Source organism: Prevotella sp. TCVGH (assembly GCF_023522295.1).
Lineage (GTDB): Bacteria > Bacteroidota > Bacteroidia > Bacteroidales > Bacteroidaceae > Prevotella > Prevotella timonensis.
The window spans coordinates 87,431-107,481 of sequence record NZ_QFFX01000002.1; the positions used below are offsets into that span (position 1 = coordinate 87,431).

Consider the following 20,051-nt stretch of genomic DNA (forward strand, 5'->3'; position numbering starts at 1 on the left):
CTACTTCTCCACTTCAATGTCAATAATCACCTTTGGCTGGTCGGGGTCATTGGTAATCATGAGGACACGAGGCTTGCTACGCACCTTTTTCAATTCCTCTTCTACCACTGTTACCTTGAGTTTAGCGACCTTACCTGGTTCTATGCGTGATTTGTTCATAGCAACTTTTATACCGCCAGTAAACATCTGAAGCCGCTCAATCTCTAAGGTTGCTCGCCCCATATTTTGAATCAAGATTCTTCCAGACTGCTTTCTCTTATTACCAAAGTTCCCTAAATGGAGGGTTGTTGCCGAAAGTTGCATTTTTGGCATAGCTATTCGAGCCTGTTCGCCAGCGTCCTTGAAGTCGGGCAAGAGTACTGCAGAGACCGTCAGTTCTTTGGTTGGAGCCACTTTATCACCAGGAACAAAGCCTAAATAAATGCTTGTTTGCGTAAGTCCATAATCACGTATCTTCCTCGAATCGAGTGTAACGGTGGCGACACCTGCATGCCCTGGAGCCAATCGCGACGGTGACATTTCTGCTTGCAAATAAGAAGGAAGGTGCATCAGTACAGGCTCTGCCATCTCGTTTGTGGTGTTTTTAATATGAATTTTGATTTGAGGACGGTCACCACGGTTCACATCATCAAACTCAATGTTATTAACATCGGTTTGGAGTTCACCGAGATGAAAAGGATAATCTCCTGCAAAATCGACAATTTCTTCCACAACCTTGCCCCTCAACCTCAAGAGGTAGGGTTGGGTAGAGGCATTGCTAAGGAGTGCTATTTGCTTTTGGAATGTTCCCAACAACTTGCTATCATACACCACTTTAATAGTGGCTGACGTCTGCGGAGCTATCGGCTTGCGTGGATAGTCCACAGTAGTACACCCACAATCGGTCATCACTTTGTTAATCAACAAATCCTGATGCCCAGTATTCTTAATCTCATATTCAGCGGTAACTGGATGCTTAAAGATGATTTGTCCACAATCTATGACTTCATTTACTGCCCTTATCTGCTGCCCATGAACAAGGACAGGCAGCGCAAGGAATGTCAATGCAATAATTATTCTATTCATTTTTCGTTTATTTTCAATGTCTGACCTGCAGCTCTTCCATTAAAATCAGGACTGTACGCACATTGAATGGTACAAATTCCTGTTTGGTATGTGCCGGCTCTATCTATAAAATATTCTGTTTCTATCACATGCTTCCCTTTGCTAAGCTGATCAAAATAATACGAGGTCACATTATCTTTGGGTGCATAGTAATACCCCCAAGCATATCCGCTTCTTTGATGCAGAGGTTCAAGACAGGCAGCACGCTTATCTTGTAGTTGTACAAAATCGTAATCACGATTGGCTTCCACAACCAATCTCACAGTCACTCTATCGCCAACTTTGAAAGTCTGTACGGGTTTACCATCACGCAACAGCGTGCGTGTCACCTTGAGTCCAGAGGATTGGTCAACCACTTCGGTCGACTTTTGCATAAACTGAGCATAGACAGCTCCCCAAGATGTACCAACTGACGTTTTGTCTATCGTTAGTTGTCGCATATCTTTTCCTGTCTTAGCTGTCTTCACATAGCCCAATCCTGCTGTGGCATTGGGCATTTCAAGCGGTTGCCCATTGAGTTGAAAGCAATCGGATTGAGCGCCTATTGTTAGTTTTTGTGTCTGTCCATGCAAGAAAGCATAAACAGCATTGACACTGTTTATCGGCGTATCCCATGCTTGCGTACGCTTGGACTGTAATAACCAGCGTTGCATCTCCTCAATGCTGGGGTCGTTAGGCTTTAAGAGCTTCATCGCTTCAATAGCGGCTACTTGTGTAGGAATGCGATAGCTGAACCAAGAATAGTTGGCACGTGGCGCATCAAAATATCGTCCCATCTCCTCGGTGTACACCGTATATTCCTGTATACTCTGCAAATATTCATTGGCTTTGGCTTGTTTTCCGTAAATCGAAAGTATCACTGCCGTTCTGGCTTTACCATAGATAGACAAGACTGTGGGCTGTTGGCTGAGCAAGTTCACCATATAGTTTATATTTCCATTGCTACGCTTATCCAACAACGCATACGTGTAGAGACAGTTACAAGCAAATTCAGAAGGGAATAAATCTTTCTCTCCTTTCGCCTGTCTTGCTTTCAATTCAGCAACCTCTTCGCTCAATTTTCTATCCAAAAAGCGTAATGATGATGCTATCATGGACTGTGTTGAGGTTTGCTGACCGATGAGTGTATTCAACCGAGCGAGGGTCATTACAACAGCAACTGTCATGTAGCGACTGCCCGACATGCCTTTCCACCAACTGAAAGAGCCATCCGTATTTTGCAATTTAGATAGTTTTTGAAGCAACGAAGTTAAACGATAAGACATCATATTGCTATCGAAGAACTCAACCAATTGCTGTTGTTGGTAGGTCTCATTCTGTGCATTCATCACCCAAGGAGTTTCGTTCAGGAGCACCGTCTTGAGTTCTTTGTTCTTTTCTAACGCACTGGTCAACGATGTTTCCTTACCCTTTTCCTGCTTCCATAATTTAATAACAGATTGTAGTTGTGGCACTTCGTTAAACAAATGTTGCCCAATGCTATTGGCATAGTAAGCCGCCACTAAACTCATGGCATTGTCATCGTCTATATTCCCCATGTTGGGAAGTGCCTGAACCATTAACCATGCTGGCTGTTGGGTATATTCTACGGTCAGCAAGTTGCGGTCATCGTGAGTAGGAAAGAGCTTTTGCAAATCAATGGTCTTCACCCCTTTGTCATGCAAGGTAAAAGGTACGGTGGTAGTAACCCATTCGTCATCGGTCAAAATAGGCAGATAATGTTGCTCCCCGTCACTATAGTTTTTACCCTTTGCCGTAAAGCGTACAACGAGTAGAGACAACTTCGGATGCGCTTTCAACAGTTGAACTATATCGATAGCGAAGGTAACTACATCAGTTGCCTCGGGCTGCAACTCATACGACTTTTGTTGGGTAAACACCACTTTCTCGGTGGCTGGGTCAACAAGTTCAATACGTGCCATTCCTGTTTCAATGCGTTGAGAAGTACTCATCACACGTGTCGAAAGGGTAAGCTGGTCACCCTTGCGTACGAAACGAGGCATATTAGGCTGAATCATGACGGTCTTTTGCGCCACCGTTTCGTCCATTAACAAGCCATGGCGCATCTCCTCATCGTGAGCTAACCCCATGAATTGCCATGTTGTCACACTCTCTGGCAACGTAAACTTCAAACTTACTTGTCCCTTGTCATCTGCAATCAAGGCAGGAAAGAAGAAAGCCGTTTCATTAAAGTTTTCACGAATAGTGGGCTGAGTACTCGACTTTGTCGAAGAATCCACTTGCGATGCGGACATTGCTTCTTTCTGTTTTTGTTGTAAAGACTTGTCATCATGAACCCCATCCACACTCATTGTCTCTTCGCTGAACGCTTCTGCCTTGGACATGGCATTTAGTTTACTAAGTGCCCGCGTCCTGACACCGCCTCCATAGCCAATTGCAACAACTTCATCACTCTGTCCAAAATCAGCAAACACGTCGTCAAAATGAGTAAAGTTGATAGGAGTTTCGCGCAATGGTGTAAACGGTGCATCGCCATAAAGCATTGCATTTCCAATGTTAGGCTTTTCCCAAAAGGTAGTAGCCCATGCTGGTTGATACGGAATGTAGTATCTCCATGCATGTTCCTTGATTTCTTGCAGCGTTTTATCGAACAACACTGCCATGAGTTGTGCTTTGGCAGGCTTGCCATTAGGAGTCTTTATTTGTAAGGTCCATGTTTCTTTTTGCCCTGGTGTGAGTCGGTTGCGGAAGGTCTTCCATGTCAACATCAGCCTTTTATCTGGTTGAGGCTTCGCAATGAGTTGCCTATGCGTGTAGCATTTTCCATTCTTCACCCAAGCGTAATTCAATAGCAGTCCGTCGGCATATTGTGACTGGTACTTCAACTTTTTCTTGATAATTTGGTTGCTCATAGCCAAACTTCCACTCTCAATCACACGGTCGCCAGCAATGAAAGAATAAACCACATGCACATTGGAATCCGAAGAACCCAACATCAGTTGCACAGGTTTGCCATCGTTAGGGAATGTTGTATCGGTAAGATAGAAGAAGTCAGAAGTCTTAAAGGCAGGTTTCTTATCGTCCAATGAGAATGTATAGAAGGTGTGGTTCAATGTATCCTGTCCACAAACCGCTATTAAATGATGTTCACCAGAGGATAGCTTTTCCAATCCATGGAGCGTGGGTTGATTGGCTTTTACATGATACGATTTACCGTCAATCGTGTAACGAACGTCTCCATCAATGGCTACTCCCATGCTGTTAAGGTAAGTAAAAGTCATCGGTTTGATGCTATCCATGCGACTTTGTTTTGCCAAATCGCACAAAAGCGTTGTAGGTTTGTCGCTCAACATCAAGGCATTTTCGGCATGATGAGTTTCTCCAGCTCCATCGGTTACATCCACTTTTGTCAAGAACGAATAATGTTGAGGTGCTTGGTTGCTCTTTTCAGGCATTATCATGGGGACATTGATGACAAATTTTCCGCTGTTATCGGTTGCCAAGGTATCCATGTCTATCGTAACGTTTTGTGTTCTATCCCTCATTTCGAAATATCTCCAAAGCATTGGCGAGCGTGTAATCGTGTATTTCACTTGCGCTCCTGCAACAGGAACACCAGCAAAACTCTTCACATGTCCTGCCAACCTTACTGTATCGCCCTCTTGATATTTCGTTGAAATGGTATCAAATTCAACATAAAAAGTGGGACGCTTATATTCCTCAACCGACAACGACGCATAGGCGTCTCTTCCCTGATTAGAGCGCAAAGAATACGTGCCAGTGAGTCCCGTTGAAGGTAAAACAAAGTCTGCCACAGCCGTACCGTACTCATCGGTCGTCACTTTTTGTACCCCCACCTCTTTATAATTAGCATCTCTCAAGGTCAAAGTGAGCGTTTGATGCGTTGCAACGGTAGTCTCCTTACCATTGATTAAACGATAAGCAATAGCCGAAGCGTGCACCGTTTGACCTGGTCTATAGATGCTACGATCAGTAAATAGGTGCACATATAGAGCGTCTGATTTCTTCTCTTTAGGGAAAAATCCATAACCATTGAGGTAAGTCATCGCACATGCCTTGTCGCTTTGGGTATAAGGATAAGCATAGTACGTTCTGTTCTCTTTTATTGTCACTGTCACTTCGCCTTCCTGATTGCAAGTGTAGACCTGCTGCTTATACGCTCTTCCGCTTTGCACATCTTTTCTCAGTTGTATCTTGGCACCTGGCAATGGCTGCCCAGTAGTAGCACTCACCGCAACCATTCGCAATTGATGATGAGGCAAAGACTGAGACAAAAGGTAGACATCACTGACACGGAGCAATGCTCGTTGTGGCTTTATCGTCTTATTATCGGTCGTCAATTCAACCAGATAAACGCCAACAGGCAGCCCCTTGATAGTCATGGTGTCACGCACAATCTGATAATCGGGCATCCCAACATATTGCTTACTGGTTGTGTAGACTGGTGTCTTGGCATCGATATGCGGTCGCAAACGTGCATAATCACGGGCGTCATTGGGGTCTAACTGGGTGTCTCCATTTACATTCACTCGCCACACCGCCATGTTCAATTGTTGGATATTGCAAAGCTGCAAGACAACTACCTGCCGTTCGTGATGAGGAATTGTCATCGCATCGCCGAGTGAAACATGGAAAGTGGGCAAAGTAAGTCGTGTCTTGGCATTGCGAAGAATATTGATTCTTGACCACGCACCCCATTTCATCAACGCATAATTGATATATTGTATCTTTTGTTCTGCGCTGATATCCTCTGCATCTTCCATACATCGGTAACGTTCAATTGCCACTTCGCCAGCCTCTGTCAGGTCTTTATACACAGCAATTAACGAGTCTAATTTCTGAATATATTTCGACTTTTTAGCTTGCAAAACGTCCGAACGATATTTTTCTCTCAAGTCATACAACGCCGTTATACAGGCGGCTGGTCGATTGTCATGCGATAGATAATACTGATGAAGAAGGTCATAGCGTTGTGCTTCAAAGCCCAATACATGCAATAAGTCATGATTAAAAATCTTACTGTCTACGCCCGAAACCGTAAAAGGTTCGTACGTTGCCGACTTATAGGAAGCCAACAACGCAGGCTCTGCCAACGACTGTTTGAAGTATTGTTCACTCAACGTGACACTGTTGTCGCCCAAAGTTAGATTCTCTGCATATAGCTTGCCCAACGCCGACTGATACACAGCCGCCAAAACACGGTCATTGCGCTCTGCTTGGCGTAGTCTCTCTTTGAGTTTAGTCAACTCGACAGTTGCCGAATCGGGCGAAATTTGTGTAGCTATCGACCCGTGTAAAAACGATGCCTTCAAGAGGTGACCGTATTTTTGTTCTGTTTCTGCCTTCTTGATAATCTGCTCCAGCACATGGAGTGAAGTTTTGGGAAGGTCTTTCTGTTCTGCCTGCTCGTACTTTTTCCAACGAACAGCGAAATTATCTGCTTTCATAGGAGAGGATATTAATACCAATACCATAACCCATAAGGTAATCAATCTATTCATAACCTGATATTTTATAGATGTACATCGAGCTGGTGAATCCACCAATTCTTCTTTTCTATCTCAAAAGAAGACTACTCTCTACTATATGCAAATGTACATAAAATTTGTGATTTATAAGTCTGTGGGATAAAGAAAATACTTTTTTGTTTCACAAGCGACACAGCTCTTTGGTTGAAGGAAGGTGGTGAATGGTCAATTGGTTGTAGCAACAAAATCCCTTTAGTGCAAAAGCTACGTCTGTTAATCGTTATCCGTTTGGATAAAAACAACGGTTATATTTTGTCCTATTATTTTACCAAAAATTGACCATCTAAAATCTTCGAAATAGAAAAAATCAATAGGCAAACGATGGACAAAAATGGGCTGATTTTACCAAGATAGATGTCTTTTCAAGCTAAAACATTGACTTAACGGTCTTGAAAACATACAATAGAGTTGTTGTTCACATGCTTTAGCAGCCTTAAAGCATGCAAATAGTAAGCTTATCTCAATGCTTCAGCCGCCAAGAAAAGGTAAAAAAGAGAAGAAAAAGACAAGACATTGGCATAACATATTCAATAACAACAGATTACAAACACCGCTCAAAACTTGCGTATTTGCGACCAACTTTGTCGTTGGTTGTTTATACGCGAGTTATGAGAGGCACTTTGTAAAGATAATTCAGCATTTATTATCTTTTCATTCTGCATAATATCAATCTTACAAATGCAGTTTTTGAGGGGCGTTTTTCGGTGCAAAATTCTATCCTTCAATGAAAGAATTGTGAGGACGGAAAGCAACCATTAACTTGAAAATGTCCTTAAAATTTGCATATATGTAATTTATAAGTTACCTTTGTGATATGAAATACAGACAAGTTGTTGCATATAAAACATACTTTGATGATTTTTTTAAGGACCAAAATGAGAAAGTTCAGAAGAAAATCATTAAGGTCCTTGATATTGTGGAGCAAATAGAGCGTATTCCACAAAACTATCTTAAATATATCGAGGGTACGAATGGCTTGTTTGAAATACGCATACAGCTGGGCAATAACATCTTTCGCATCTTTTGTATTTTTGATGGAAACCAACTTGTAGTCTTGCTAAGTGGCTTTCAAAAGAAAACACAAAAGACGCCAAAGTACGAAATAAAACGTGCTGTAAAAATAATGAACGACTATTATAACGATAAAAAGGAGGAAAGGAAATGATGAATAATCTAAAATCTCTCGACAATATAAAGGATCAATATTATGGTGCTGTTGGCACGCCTAAGCGTGATGAGTTAGAGCGCGAATTAGAATCTTTGCGTATAGGATTGAAAATAAGGGAAGCTCGTGAGCACCTTAATATGACGCAAGAGCAATTAGCCAATCGGATTAATAAGAAACGCTCCTTTATATCTAAGGTGGAAAGTAATGGTGAAAATATAACATTAAAAACACTTTTTGATGTGGTAGAACGGGGGTTAGGTGGAAAGCTAAATATTGAAGTTTCTTTCTAGGCTGGTTCTATAAAAGATACCGAAAATGTTCACCTGTTAGGATAAATGTTGTCGTTTCAGGAAAGAATTGACCTTGTTTATCCAAATATAATTGTGAGGAGTGAACAATTTCAGGATACATTATTTTTGGTTTATTAAAATCTTCCTTTCTTTAGCGGTGCAAAGAAGACAAACAGGCACACCTGACTGCCATTGTGGCACTTGTAATTAAAAGGCATATCTTTTGAATCTACTCTAAGGAGAAACGATTTTACAAAAAGAAAGGAACACAAGATATGACATTTGACAAATTTACAATTAAAGCACAGGAGACGGTTCAAGAGGCTTTGCGCATTGCAGAACAAGCAGGACAGCAAAGTATAGAGCCAGTACACTTGTTGCAAGGGTTGCTAACCAAGGGGAAAGAGGTAACCAACTTTATTTTTCAGAAGTTAGGTGTCAATCCCTCACAGATACAGCAGCTTGTGCAAAGCGAAATAGCCCACTTACCCAAAGTGAGTGGCGGACAACCTTACTTTAGCAATGATACTGATAAAGTGTTACAAACAACGGTAGACCTCTCACAAAGTATGGGTGACCAGTTTGTAGGGTTAGAACCCTTATTGTTAGCATTGCTCACAGTAACTACAACAGCCAGCAGGATTTTGAAAGGTGCTGGATGTACAGAAAAAGAGATGCGTAAAGCCATCGAGGAACTCAGAAAGGGTGATAAAATTCAAACGCAAAGTGGAGACGAAAACTACCAAGCCTTAGAGAAGTATGCCAAAAATTTGGTGAACGACGCACGGGCAGGAAAGTTGGATCCTGTAATAGGTCGTGATGAAGAGATTAGACGAGTGTTACAGATTCTAAGTCGGCGTACCAAGAACAACCCTATATTGATAGGAGAGCCAGGTACTGGTAAGACAGCTATTGTGGAAGGTTTGGCTGCCCGCATTGTGCGAGGCGATGTACCTGAGAACTTAAAGAACAAACAATTGTACTCTTTGGACATGGGTGCATTGGTAGCAGGTGCCAAGTACAAAGGTGAGTTTGAGGAACGACTGAAGAGCGTCATTAAAGAAGTTACCCATGTCAATGGTGACATCATTCTTTTCATAGACGAGATTCATACTTTGGTAGGTGCAGGGGGTGGAGAAGGTGCAATGGATGCAGCTAACATCTTAAAGCCAGCCTTAGCTCGAGGTGAGCTACGTGCCATAGGAGCCACGACACTAAACGAATATCAGAAGTATTTTGAAAAAGACAAGGCATTGGAACGTCGTTTTCAAACCGTATTGGTAGAAGAGCCTGATGAGTTAAGCTCTATCTCTATCTTACGTGGACTAAAGGAGCGTTATGAGAATCACCACAAAGTAAGAATTCAAGACGATGCTTGTATTGCGGCAGTTCAGTTGTCTGAGCGATACATCAGCGACCGTTTCTTGCCCGACAAAGCTATTGATTTGATGGACGAAGCGGCAGCTAAGCTGCGCATGGAGCGCGACTCATTGCCAGAAGAGCTGGATGAGATGACTCGTAAGTTGAAGCAGTTGGAGATTGAACGCGAAGCGATCAAACGCGAAAACGACGAGGTGAAGATTAAACAGCTGGACAAGGAGATAGCCGAACTTAAAGAACAAGAACAATCGTTCCGTGCAAAATGGGAAAGCGAAAAGAACTTGGTCAACAAGATTCAGCAAGACAAACAAGAGATTGAACACTTGAAGTTTGAAGCCGATCGTGCCGAACGCGAGGGAAACTACGAACGAGTAGCCGAGATTAGGTATGGAAAACTACAAAGTTTGCAAGCTGATATTGAGAATGTCAAGAAGCAACTCAAGGCAACTCAAGGTGGTGAAGGCATGGTGAGAGAAGAGGTAACAGCCGATGATATTGCCGAAGTAGTAAGCCGATGGACTGGAATACCCGTTACAAGGATGCTGCAAAGCGAGAAAGACAAGCTGTTGCACTTAGAGAATGAACTGCATCGACGGGTGATAGGACAAGATGAAGCCATTGTAGCTGTTAGTGATGCGGTAAGAAGGAGTAGGGCTGGATTGCAAGATCCTAAACGTCCGATAGCATCGTTCATCTTCTTAGGTACAACAGGTGTGGGTAAGACCGAGTTGGCAAAGGCGTTGGCAGAATATCTATTCAACGACGAGAGCATGATGACACGTATTGATATGAGTGAATATCAAGAAAAGTTTAGTGTGTCAAGACTTATCGGTGCGCCTCCTGGATATGTAGGCTATGACGAAGGTGGACAACTCACTGAAGCCGTGAGACGCAAACCTTATAGCGTTGTGCTATTTGACGAGATAGAGAAAGCGCATCCAGACGTCTTTAATATCTTATTACAAGTATTGGACGATGGTAGACTAACGGACAACAAAGGACGTACAGTGAACTTCAAGAACACTATTATCATCATGACTTCTAACTTGGGGAGCCAGTATATCCAACAACAAATGCAGGATATGACACCCCTCAATCGAGAAGAGAAACTTGAGCATACAAAGCTTGAGGTGATGAATATGCTTAAAAAGACAATTCGTCCAGAGTTCTTGAACAGAATTGACGAAACTATTATGTTCTTGCCATTGACCAAGCATGAGATTGCGAACGTGGTTGAGTTACAAATGAAAGCCGTAAAACATATGTTGCAAACTCAAGGCTTTAGCCTTGAATGGACGCAGGGAGCTATTGATTATCTCTGTGACAAAGGCTACAATCCAGAGTTTGGAGCGCGTCCTGTAAAACGTGCTATCCAACGATATGTACTCAACGACTTGTCTAAAAAGCTATTAGCTGGTAAGGTAATGAACAATCGTCCTATTAAGATTGATGGAACACCTGATGGACTAACGTTTAGCAATGCATAACCTACAACGAAGAACAAGCACCTAAACCTCTCGGTATAGAGGGGTTATGGTAAACCTATATGTAAAAAAGAGCGGACTACAAACCGCTCTTTTTTGCGTTTTATCTCTATGGCAAAGCCTGCTGAAATTTCACTTGAGTATTTTTCTTCCATTGATGACGTATATTCCTTGTGGCAATCTTGACAAATCATCTCCCACATGTTGTCCATGAAGATTATAAATACGATGGGTGTATGATGACGGATGAATTGCCGGAAAAGATTGAATACCATTGGTTGTGGAGCGTGGACCCACTACCTTTACATCATCAAGAAAAAGCCTACGATCGGGGACAAACTTAATCACCGTTGCGCCCTTTCCCTCAAAAGGAACAGAAATGGTAGTCCATGCATCCGTTTGAAGCGAGAAACTATCAAGCAACTTGTCATTGATATAAACATCCACAGAATTTCCGTCATTACCAAAAGGAGCTGCTACGAAAATCAAAGTATCAGTTCCAATAGCCATAAAAGAGGGAGAATAAACAATTCCTACTCCGTTTTTTGCTAAACCAAATCTTGCACATCTATCGCCACCATAAGCCGCACCAGAGGGTACTGTCCACCCTTGTACATCTGGTAAATACTGAGATCTTTGAGTAGCTACTCGCCCACGAAAGCCTCCTGAGTTCCCTCCTGTGCCATGACATTGATTAAAAGTCTCGTGAAATAGAACACCATCTGGCAATGGAGCGGCAGTATCATCTGCAGTACGGGTTCCAACACTCAACTGAAAGGAAACTGTCCCATTGGTATGACGCTGAATGTTTGTGAGGTTTTTATTCATCAGCATGCTACCTTGCGCATTGGCATGAAAGAGATTGGCAGCTGGTTGCGAAGTTGGAGTGAGACAGTTGTTACCTTTATAAGGATAAGGGTCGCCTGCCACCTCTGCTGAATGAAACATTCCCAAGCTGGTAAGATATCGGTCAGAGCCGTCGGCATGAAAGATAGTGCATCGTTGGTGGCTATTATCTGTATTTACTTCGTTGTCGATCCATGCCTGAGCGTCATAGTCAACATGAAGAACAAGTAGTCCCTCACCATCCAAATACGCATCCCATTTGGTTTTTGCCCTGTTTTCCAACAGATAATATTCATTGAGGTGTCCATCATTATATAAGATATAACTCTCTCCTCCTTCGCTCAATGGCTTGACGTTTTGTACCAGCGTGTCCTTTGTGAGCTTGTGAGGTGTCATCCAACCACAAAACATTCGCTCATAGCTCGTATAACCTGCTGGTACAAATGCATTACCGTTGTATGCTCCTTGGTCCATAATATCCCAAGTACACATGCCATAATTTTCTTGATTTACAGTGTCGTACATGTCGGGAAGACCCAATAAATGAGAGAACTCATGACAGATAGTACCGATACCGTCTATCTGGTGAGCACCTATCAACTCGGCACTGCAAGCATAAGGACGAATAGTAACCCCGTCCAACGTTAGGACATCATTGGTGGAGGAAAGTTCGGATTGGTGTGGCCAAATGGTTTGAGGATCAGTTTTGTACGTTGTATTTTCGCCCTGACCTGCATATAAGATGTAAATAGCATCGACCTCTCCGTCATGATTCCAATCATAATCGGCAAAATTAACTTGTGCTTCGACGGCTCTGCATGCTTCTTTCACCATTTCCTCAGGACGAATATCCTCTCCTGCTTTATTATTTGCACCGTAATAGGCATAAGAATGGGACAGGTTGATAGGTCCTTTTACGTCGAAAGCCAAATCAAAAAGTCCATTACTTTGAGCCTTGAAATAATCCTTTACACTGCCCTTAAAACCAAGTTCATGCTGAAAATTGGGCGTGTTACAAATGTTTTCATAAAGAAAAGGCGTATGTTCAGGAAGAAATTGCTTGTTTGGAAATTGCACTAAAAGCAGCAACGCCTTTTTTATTTGTAGTTTATTTTTCTGTAATATCTTAGCGGTGGCTAATTTTCTATGACGTCTAACCTGATTGATTTGACTTCGAGTGGCAGCAGCGGTACGCTTTAGATTCGCTAAATCTAATGCTTCAAAGCCGCCCAAAACAGTATTATAAATGTATTGTCGTCCATCTTCTGCCTGCATATAGTGAAGATATTCGTCGCCAACAAGCGTTGCCAAAACCTCACGTCCATCCGTTAAACGAATCGTCGTATATCCCTTTCGCTTTGCAGGAATAGCATTTACACAGAGCGTTATACAGAGAATGAGGAGAAAAACAAGAGTTCGCTTCATCATATTTCAAAATAGTAAAAAACTTATTGAATGGACTTCATAGTAAAAGACAAGGTTGGTAAAATTTGTATTGACGTCATTCAACTACAGCCTTTCTTGTCACAAAGATAAATAAAATTAGCCATTGCATGAATAAAAATGAACAGAAAAGCTGCATTATCATTTTGAATCTTCATTGATTTAACGTATCTTTGCAATCACAAACACAACTATTTCTTATGGAAAACAAACTAAAAGAGTCGGTAGAATTACCTGACAACGCTTTCAGAGAACTGAAAGAAGGAGAAGAGTATCAACCTGTGATGAACCCAAAACAAGTTTATCCCGAAGTAAATGCTTGGTCAGTGACATGGGGTATCGTAATGGCAATGCTGTTTTCAGCAGCAGCTGCGTATCTTGGGTTAAAGGTAGGACAAGTTTTTGAAGCTGCCATTCCTATCGCAATTATTGCTGTGGGCGTATCTACCGCTACCAAACGAAACAAAGCTCTGGGTGAGAATGTCATCATACAGAGTATCGGTGCTTGCTCTGGAGCAGTGGTAGCGGGAGCTATCTTCACACTGCCCGCTATTTACATCCTACAAGCAAAATATCCTGAGATGAGTGCTTCGTTCCTCAAAATATTTATGAGTTCGGCATTGGGTGGCATCATAGGCATCTTATTCCTCATTCCTTTCCGTAAGTATTTTGTTAGTGATATGCATGGAAAGTATCCCTTTCCTGAAGCTACGGCTACGACACAAGTCCTCGTCAGTGGAGCAAAAGGAGGCGCACAAGCCAAACCTTTACTCGTTGCAGGATTGGTTGGTGGCGTGTACGACTTCATTGTTGCTACGTTTGGTTGGTGGAATGAAAACTTCACCTCACGTGTCATGGGCTGGGGCGAACAAGTGGCAGACCAGGCAAAGCTTGTCTTCAAGGTCAATACTGGTGCCGCTGTCATGGGATTAGGCTACATCATTGGACTCAAATATACCTTTATTATCTGTCTTGGATCATTTGCCATCTGGTGGCTTATCGTGCCAGGACTCTCCTTATTCTTTGGCGATACCATCCTCAACATTGGTGGAACGGTTGTTTCGATGCCTGTAGGAGAGATGTCACCAGAAACCATATTTGCCACTTATGGCAAGAGCATCGGTATCGGTGGCATTGCAATGGCTGGCATTATTGGCATTATTAAGAGCTGGGGAATCATAAAGAGTGCCGTTGGATTGGCTGCTCAAGAGATGAAAGGTAAGGACAATAGTAAGAAAGAAGAAATACGTACTAGACGTGACATCTCGTTCAAAGTCATCGCCATCGGGTCTATTGCTGCCATTGTCATTACCTTCTTGTTCTTCCTCTTCGGTGTTATGAACAACTTTACCCATGCACTCGTTGCCATTCTCTTGGTTGCTGGTATTGCCTTTTTGTTCACTACGGTAGCTGCAAACGCCATAGCTATTGTTGGAAGTAACCCCGTGTCAGGCATGACTTTGATGACTTTAATCCTTGCCAGTGTTGTCATGGTTGCCGTAGGACTTAATGGTCCTGAAGGTATGTTGGCAGCCCTCATCATGGGAGGCGTGGTATGTACTGCACTATCCATGGCTGGTGCCTTTGTTACCGACTTAAAAATTGGATATTGGTTGGGTACGACACCTGCCAAACAAGAAACATGGAAATTCCTTGGAACATTGGTAAGTGCTGCCACCGTGGGCGGAGTAATGATGCTGTTAAACCAAACTTACGGCTTTGACCCTGAACAACAAGGCCACTTAGTTGCTCCACAAGCCAATGCCATGGCTGCTGTAATAGAGCCCATGATGAATGGCGCTGGTGCACCATGGTTGCTCTACGGCATAGGTGCACTGATTGCTGTTGTACTAACTCTTGTAAAGATTCCCGCTTTACCTTTTGCCTTGGGCATGTTTATACCATTGGAACTCAACATACCTCTACTCATTGGTGGTATCATTCACTGGTTTGTCACCTCTCGAAGCAAAGACAAACAAGCCAATAAGGCACGAGGTGAGAAAGGAACCCTGCTTGCCAGTGGCTTCATTGCAGGTGGAGCATTAATGGGAGTAGTCAGTGCATTGCTCCGATTTACAGGATACAATCCTATCAATCCCGACTGGTTGGCGAACCCATTATCGCAACTACTATCACTTGCTGCCTACTTGCTCTTGATTAGCTACTTTATCATGGCTACGCGAGTGAAGAAGTAAACTGCCCCTTTGGTAGCAGCCAAAAGATAAAAACACAACATTTGGCACATACAACAAACAGCTCATGGCACACTACTTTCAGGATTTGAAAAAGGTGTGAACATGAGCTGTAATCTTGATACGCAATCGCTACAAGAAACGCAAAAGACTACTTACCGTTTCATCACGTCATCACAAAAGTTGTCGGGGTATGGGTTGGCAAGACTGTGAGATGTCACGTCCAAAAACAAAAAGCCCACTGTATGTATCATACAATGGACTCTCATTGTCGGGGCGACAGGATTCGAACCTGCGACCGCCTGTTCCCAAAACAGGAGCGCTACCGGGCTGCGCTACACCCCGCTTGCCTTTCATTTCTGAATTGCGAGTGCAAAGGTAATAGATTATTTCTGATTACCAAAACATTTTGATGTTTATTTTTCAATTTATTGTACCAATATCACTGGCATCATAATACACTACCTTATTTACCAACGACCTTGAGAAACCATACATACAAGGCATGGACAAAAACAGAAAGCCCTCATCCAATCATTCTTGATGCAGATGAGGATTTTCTGATATCGACTGTGTTGTGCGTCATTCAATCACTATTTGAATTACAACGCACAAACGATGAGACTTTGCGATAGCTACGCTAAAATGCCCTGTTGTTGGAAAACTTTTTTAAGGACTTGCACACCCCGTTCAACTTGTTCAATGGTGTGTGTCGCCATGAGTGCAAAGCGCACTAAAGTGTCTTGCGGAGCACAAGCAGGAGGAATCACTGGATTGATGAACACACCATGATCGAAAGCCAACTTTGTCACCATAAACGTTTTGTCGATATCGTGTACATATAATGGAATGATAGGACTTTCCGTATTACCAATCTCAAAACCTTCCTCCTTAAATCGACGTAACGCATAGCAAGTTACTTCCCATAGTTTCTCAATACGCTCAGGTTCGGCTTGCAAGATATGCAATGCCTTTTGAGCAGCAGCTGTTGCAGCAGGTGTGTCCGAAGCACTAAAGATGTAAGTGCGACAGGTATGCCGCAAAAAGTTAATCGTATCTTTGTCTCCTGCGATAAAGCCACCGATAGAAGCAAGACTTTTTGAGAATGTTCCCATGATTAAATCGACATCGTCGGTCAATCCAAAATGGTCGCAAACGCCTCTACCTTGCTTGCCAAACACGCCCACACCATGCGCCTCATCCACCATGACAGAACAGTTATACTTTTTCTTCAATCGAATGATTTCGGGCAAATTAGCCAAATCTCCCTCCATAGAGAACACTCCATCTACCACGATCAACTTCACCGCCTCGTGTGGAAGTTTCTGGAGAATGCGTTCCAAATCTTGCATATCGTTATGCTTGTAGCGCAATGGTGTAGCGAAAGACAGACGACGCCCATCTACAATACTGGCATGGTCTCGGTCATCACAAATCATATAGTCGTTCCTTCCCACTACCACAGCCAATACTCCTTGGTTGACAGAAAAACCAGTAGGGAAACAAAGCGCATCTTCCTTACCCACAAACGTAGCCAACTCTTTTTCTAATTGTACATGCAAATCTAATGTTCCATTGAGGAATCGACTACCTGCACAGCCCGATCCGTATTTCTCCAACGCAGCCTTAGCAGCCGCAATGACACGGTCGTCGCCCGTTAAACCAGTATAGGCATTCGAACCAAACATCAAAACTCGATGGCCGCCCATTTCTACTTCGGTTCCTTGTTTGCTGGTTATCTCTCTAAAATAGGGATACACTCCAGCCTCAATATATTTTTGCGGTTCACGATAGTGTTGGTAACGTTCTTGTAATTGTCCCATTTTCTTCAATTCTTTTTCCTTATTTAATAATCAGAATGCAAAGATATAAATAATTAACTGATTTTGTCCTTTTTACAACCGTATATGTTTGTTTTTATGTTTTTTATCTTTCAGCATATCGTTTATTGAACGGAAAGTAGTACATTTGCAACCATTGTCGGTGATTTTATTCAGCGATTGTACGATTTCTATAAGTATTGAATGGACTGAAGATGAAGAAAATATGGTTCATCATGAATCCCATTTCGGGAACAACGAATAAAGGTGGCATACCCAAACTAATTGATAATACGTTAGATAAGACGCAGTTTGAGTATGAGATTTTAGAAACTAACCACCCGGGACATGCCTCTGAATTGGCTACCGAAGCCAAAGAAAAGGGTGTAGATATTGTTGTTGCTGTAGGAGGCGATGGCACTGTCAACGAAGTGGCACGTGCCATTGTACACTCTCATACCGCCTTGGGAATCTTACCCTGTGGGTCTGGCAATGGTTTAGCACGCCATATGCTCCTGCCGATGAACCTTAAAAAAGCCATTCAGGTGATTAATAAATGTGTCATCCACCATTTTGATTATGGTATTATCAATGACATTCCGTTTTTCTGCACCTGTGGCATGGGGTTCGATGCGTTTGTAAGTCAGAAATTTGCCGAATGTGGCAAACGCGGTCCGATAACTTATGTACAGAAGGTGTTAGAGGAAGGATTGAAATACCAACCCGAAACATACGAAATTATTGACGACCATGGTGTTAGCAAATACAAAGCCTTTCTCATTTCCTGCGCCAATGCGTCACAATATGGCAACAATGCGGTGATTGCCCCACAAGCATCCATGAGCGACGGCTATATGGATGTTATCATTATGGAACCATTCGACCTTATCGAAGCTTCGCAAATCAGCATTGACATGTTTAACAAGACCTTGGATAAGAATTCTAAAATTAAGACTTTTAGAACAAAAAAGTTACACATCAAACGAAGCAAACCCGGGGTTATCCATTACGACGGCGATCCTGTGATGACGGGCAAAGATATCGACATAGAGCTACAAGAGAAAGGTATCAAAATCATCATCAACCCTGATGCCGATAAACGACAGCGCCAACCCAATGCGTTACAAAGTGCGGCTGCAGAACTATTTAACGAAATTAACGTTGTTCGAGAGGATATTTCGAAGCAGACGCGCCATATTCAGGCGTTGAGTCGAGTGCTACAAAAGAAACTGAACATATAATCTCCTTTGAGTGAGGAACGCATGAAGGCATGAACAGCGCAGAAAACTATCACTACATTTACCATTCAACCCTACAAATCGCCCTTAAATTTGTGCATCAATGCAAATAAAACGCATGGGTTAACGCCTTGTACCACTCACTCCTTTGCCCTTGTTCGTCCAACAATGTACACTCTTTTATTTCCAAACAATCGGGACGAAACTTTGTAAAAGCCATGAGACAGCGTTTGGGTTCTTTTCGCAAATGGGTTTTAATTTTATATTGTTTGTACAAGTAAAGTCCTGCAAACGCTGCCTCTGCCATAAATTTTTCCATGTTATCCGTGGGCAACACCACACTAAAAATTCCCCTACTCGAGAGCAACAGCTGGACACCCTTGCACAAATCCTTATACGGTAAGCTACAGGCATGCCTCGCCAATGCCTTTTGTTCGTCTGGATTGCGCAAGCTATCTATAAAATAAGGTGGATTAGTCACAATGGTATCAAATTCCTCTGTGGCGCTCAACTGTTGCAAGGGCACATTTTCCACCGTTATTCTATCAGCAAAAGGTGATGTAGCTACGTTTTCCGCAGCCTGTTCACACGCCTCGCAATCGATATCTATGGCGACGATACGAGCCTGTGGATAGCGTTGTGCCATCATTAAAGCAATGAGTCCAGTGCCTGTTCCGATATCCAAAATGCGCTGCCCGCCTTGCGCCCACGCACCCAACAACACACCGTCAGTACCCACTTTCATGGCGCATCTGTCTTGCCGCACCTTAAATTCTTTCAGTTGAAACCAATCGTTACTCATGCTGCAAACTTAGTCATATTTTTGGGAAATATGTTCCATCGGGTGCTTAAAAGTAACAAAAAAATCACCGATTCTTATTTTACCACTATCGGCGCATCCGACAGCTGGAAACCGCCAGTAGCGACAAGTATAAAATCTTTGATTTCAACAGAGTACACTTACGCTTCTTAATCCATGGTTCCAAGCATGCCAAGGCATACACCTTGTGTTCACACTCCATTAATGAGACTATCTCACTCGGTTAATGGAAAAACGTTGGTATGAAAATATTACTAATAAACCTAATATAGAAGAAGAAATAAGTAATCCCTAAATACACATCTTTCAAATCTCTCAATTGCTCTGGTTTTGCCATTTTTCGAACGGTAGGCCAGTAATATACGAGGCATAAAAAAATCCAGGGCTCTGAATATTGATATAATCCACGAAACATGAAAAACACATTCACTATAACTAAGGTAATGAGAGATTTGTCATACCCATAGTCCTCTTCTAATTCTTTGAAAAACTCTTTCACCTTGCTCATCACTTTCAAACGTCAATTGAATTTTACGATAACAAAAATAGAATATTTTTTTGAAACGTTAAAGAAATATCATGAGAAAAACGATCTACAGCACGGTGCTTTGACATCTCCACACACTCGTACGCCAGAGAACGAATAAAAATAAATTATTCTGCCTCTCGGAAAAACACAGTTCTTTGTATTTTAGACTCATATTTTTGCAAAGCAAAGTACCAAACTAACAGCAGTTATAAAAATAGTGATATGCT

Annotated in this window: 10 protein-coding genes and 1 tRNA gene; 5 read left to right on the forward strand and 6 right to left on the reverse strand. The window is 42.4% G+C overall.

Going from position 1 to position 20,051, the window contains the following annotated elements:
• Together DEM91_RS00880 and DEM91_RS00885 are read right to left on the reverse strand one after the other, a co-directional pair.
• Complete coding sequence (locus DEM91_RS00880) at positions 1-1,065, reverse strand: DUF1573 domain-containing protein (RefSeq protein WP_249857496.1); 1,065 nt, start codon at positions 1,063-1,065, stop codon at positions 1-3.
• Positions 1,062-6,587 (reverse strand): alpha-2-macroglobulin family protein, encoded by a 5,526-nt coding sequence (locus DEM91_RS00885; protein WP_249857497.1) that lies wholly within the window; start codon positions 6,585-6,587, stop codon positions 1,062-1,064. Before DEM91_RS00885 ends, DEM91_RS00880 begins: the two co-directional genes overlap by 4 nt.
• Positions 6,588-7,428: 841 nt before the next feature.
• Here DEM91_RS00885 and DEM91_RS00890 point away from each other — a divergent pair.
• The 3 genes from DEM91_RS00890 to clpB all read left to right on the forward strand — a co-directional run bounded on the left by DEM91_RS00890 (position 7,429) and on the right by clpB (position 10,939).
• The gene (locus DEM91_RS00890) at positions 7,429-7,779 is read left to right on the forward strand and encodes a type II toxin-antitoxin system RelE/ParE family toxin (RefSeq protein WP_249857498.1); all 351 of its coding nucleotides are present in this window, start codon (positions 7,429-7,431) and stop codon (positions 7,777-7,779) included.
• Positions 7,779-8,072 (forward strand): helix-turn-helix domain-containing protein, encoded by a 294-nt coding sequence (locus DEM91_RS00895; RefSeq protein WP_025072302.1) that lies wholly within the window; start codon positions 7,779-7,781, stop codon positions 8,070-8,072. Before DEM91_RS00890 ends, DEM91_RS00895 begins: the two co-directional genes overlap by 1 nt.
• 275 nt (positions 8,073-8,347) lie before the next feature.
• Positions 8,348-10,939 (forward strand): ATP-dependent chaperone ClpB, encoded by a 2,592-nt coding sequence (clpB, locus tag DEM91_RS00900; RefSeq protein WP_249857500.1) that lies wholly within the window; start codon positions 8,348-8,350, stop codon positions 10,937-10,939.
• Positions 10,940-11,068: 129 nt separating this feature from the next.
• Here the strand turns inward: clpB and DEM91_RS00905 are convergent, their stop codons facing one another.
• Positions 11,069-13,210, reverse strand: coding sequence for a M6 family metalloprotease domain-containing protein (locus DEM91_RS00905; RefSeq protein ID WP_249857502.1), 2,142 nt, complete (start codon positions 13,208-13,210; stop codon positions 11,069-11,071).
• 215 nt (positions 13,211-13,425) lie between these two features.
• On the opposite strand from DEM91_RS00905, the gene DEM91_RS00910 reads away from it, so the two are divergent.
• Positions 13,426-15,420, forward strand: a complete 1,995-nt coding sequence (locus DEM91_RS00910) for an OPT family oligopeptide transporter (protein ID WP_249857504.1) — start codon at positions 13,426-13,428, stop codon at positions 15,418-15,420.
• A gap of 268 nt (positions 15,421-15,688) precedes the next feature.
• On the opposite strand, the gene DEM91_RS00915 is transcribed toward DEM91_RS00910, so the two are convergent.
• Both DEM91_RS00915 and spt read right to left on the reverse strand, forming a co-directional pair.
• Positions 15,689-15,762, reverse strand: a tRNA-Pro gene (locus tag DEM91_RS00915).
• Between the two features lie 290 nt (positions 15,763-16,052).
• Positions 16,053-17,240: a serine palmitoyltransferase gene (gene spt, locus DEM91_RS00920; RefSeq protein ID WP_249857506.1), complete on the reverse strand. Its 1,188-nt coding sequence runs from the start codon at positions 17,238-17,240 to the stop codon at positions 16,053-16,055.
• A gap of 212 nt (positions 17,241-17,452) precedes the next feature.
• On the opposite strand from spt, the gene DEM91_RS00925 reads away from it, so the two are divergent.
• Positions 17,453-18,478, forward strand: coding sequence for a diacylglycerol/lipid kinase family protein (locus tag DEM91_RS00925; RefSeq protein WP_249857508.1), 1,026 nt, complete (start codon positions 17,453-17,455; stop codon positions 18,476-18,478).
• Between the two features lie 97 nt (positions 18,479-18,575).
• Here the strand turns inward: DEM91_RS00925 and DEM91_RS00930 are convergent, their stop codons facing one another.
• Complete coding sequence (locus tag DEM91_RS00930; protein WP_249857510.1) at positions 18,576-19,277, reverse strand: tRNA1(Val) (adenine(37)-N6)-methyltransferase; 702 nt, start codon at positions 19,275-19,277, stop codon at positions 18,576-18,578.
• Between the last annotated feature and the right edge of the window lie 774 nt (positions 19,278-20,051).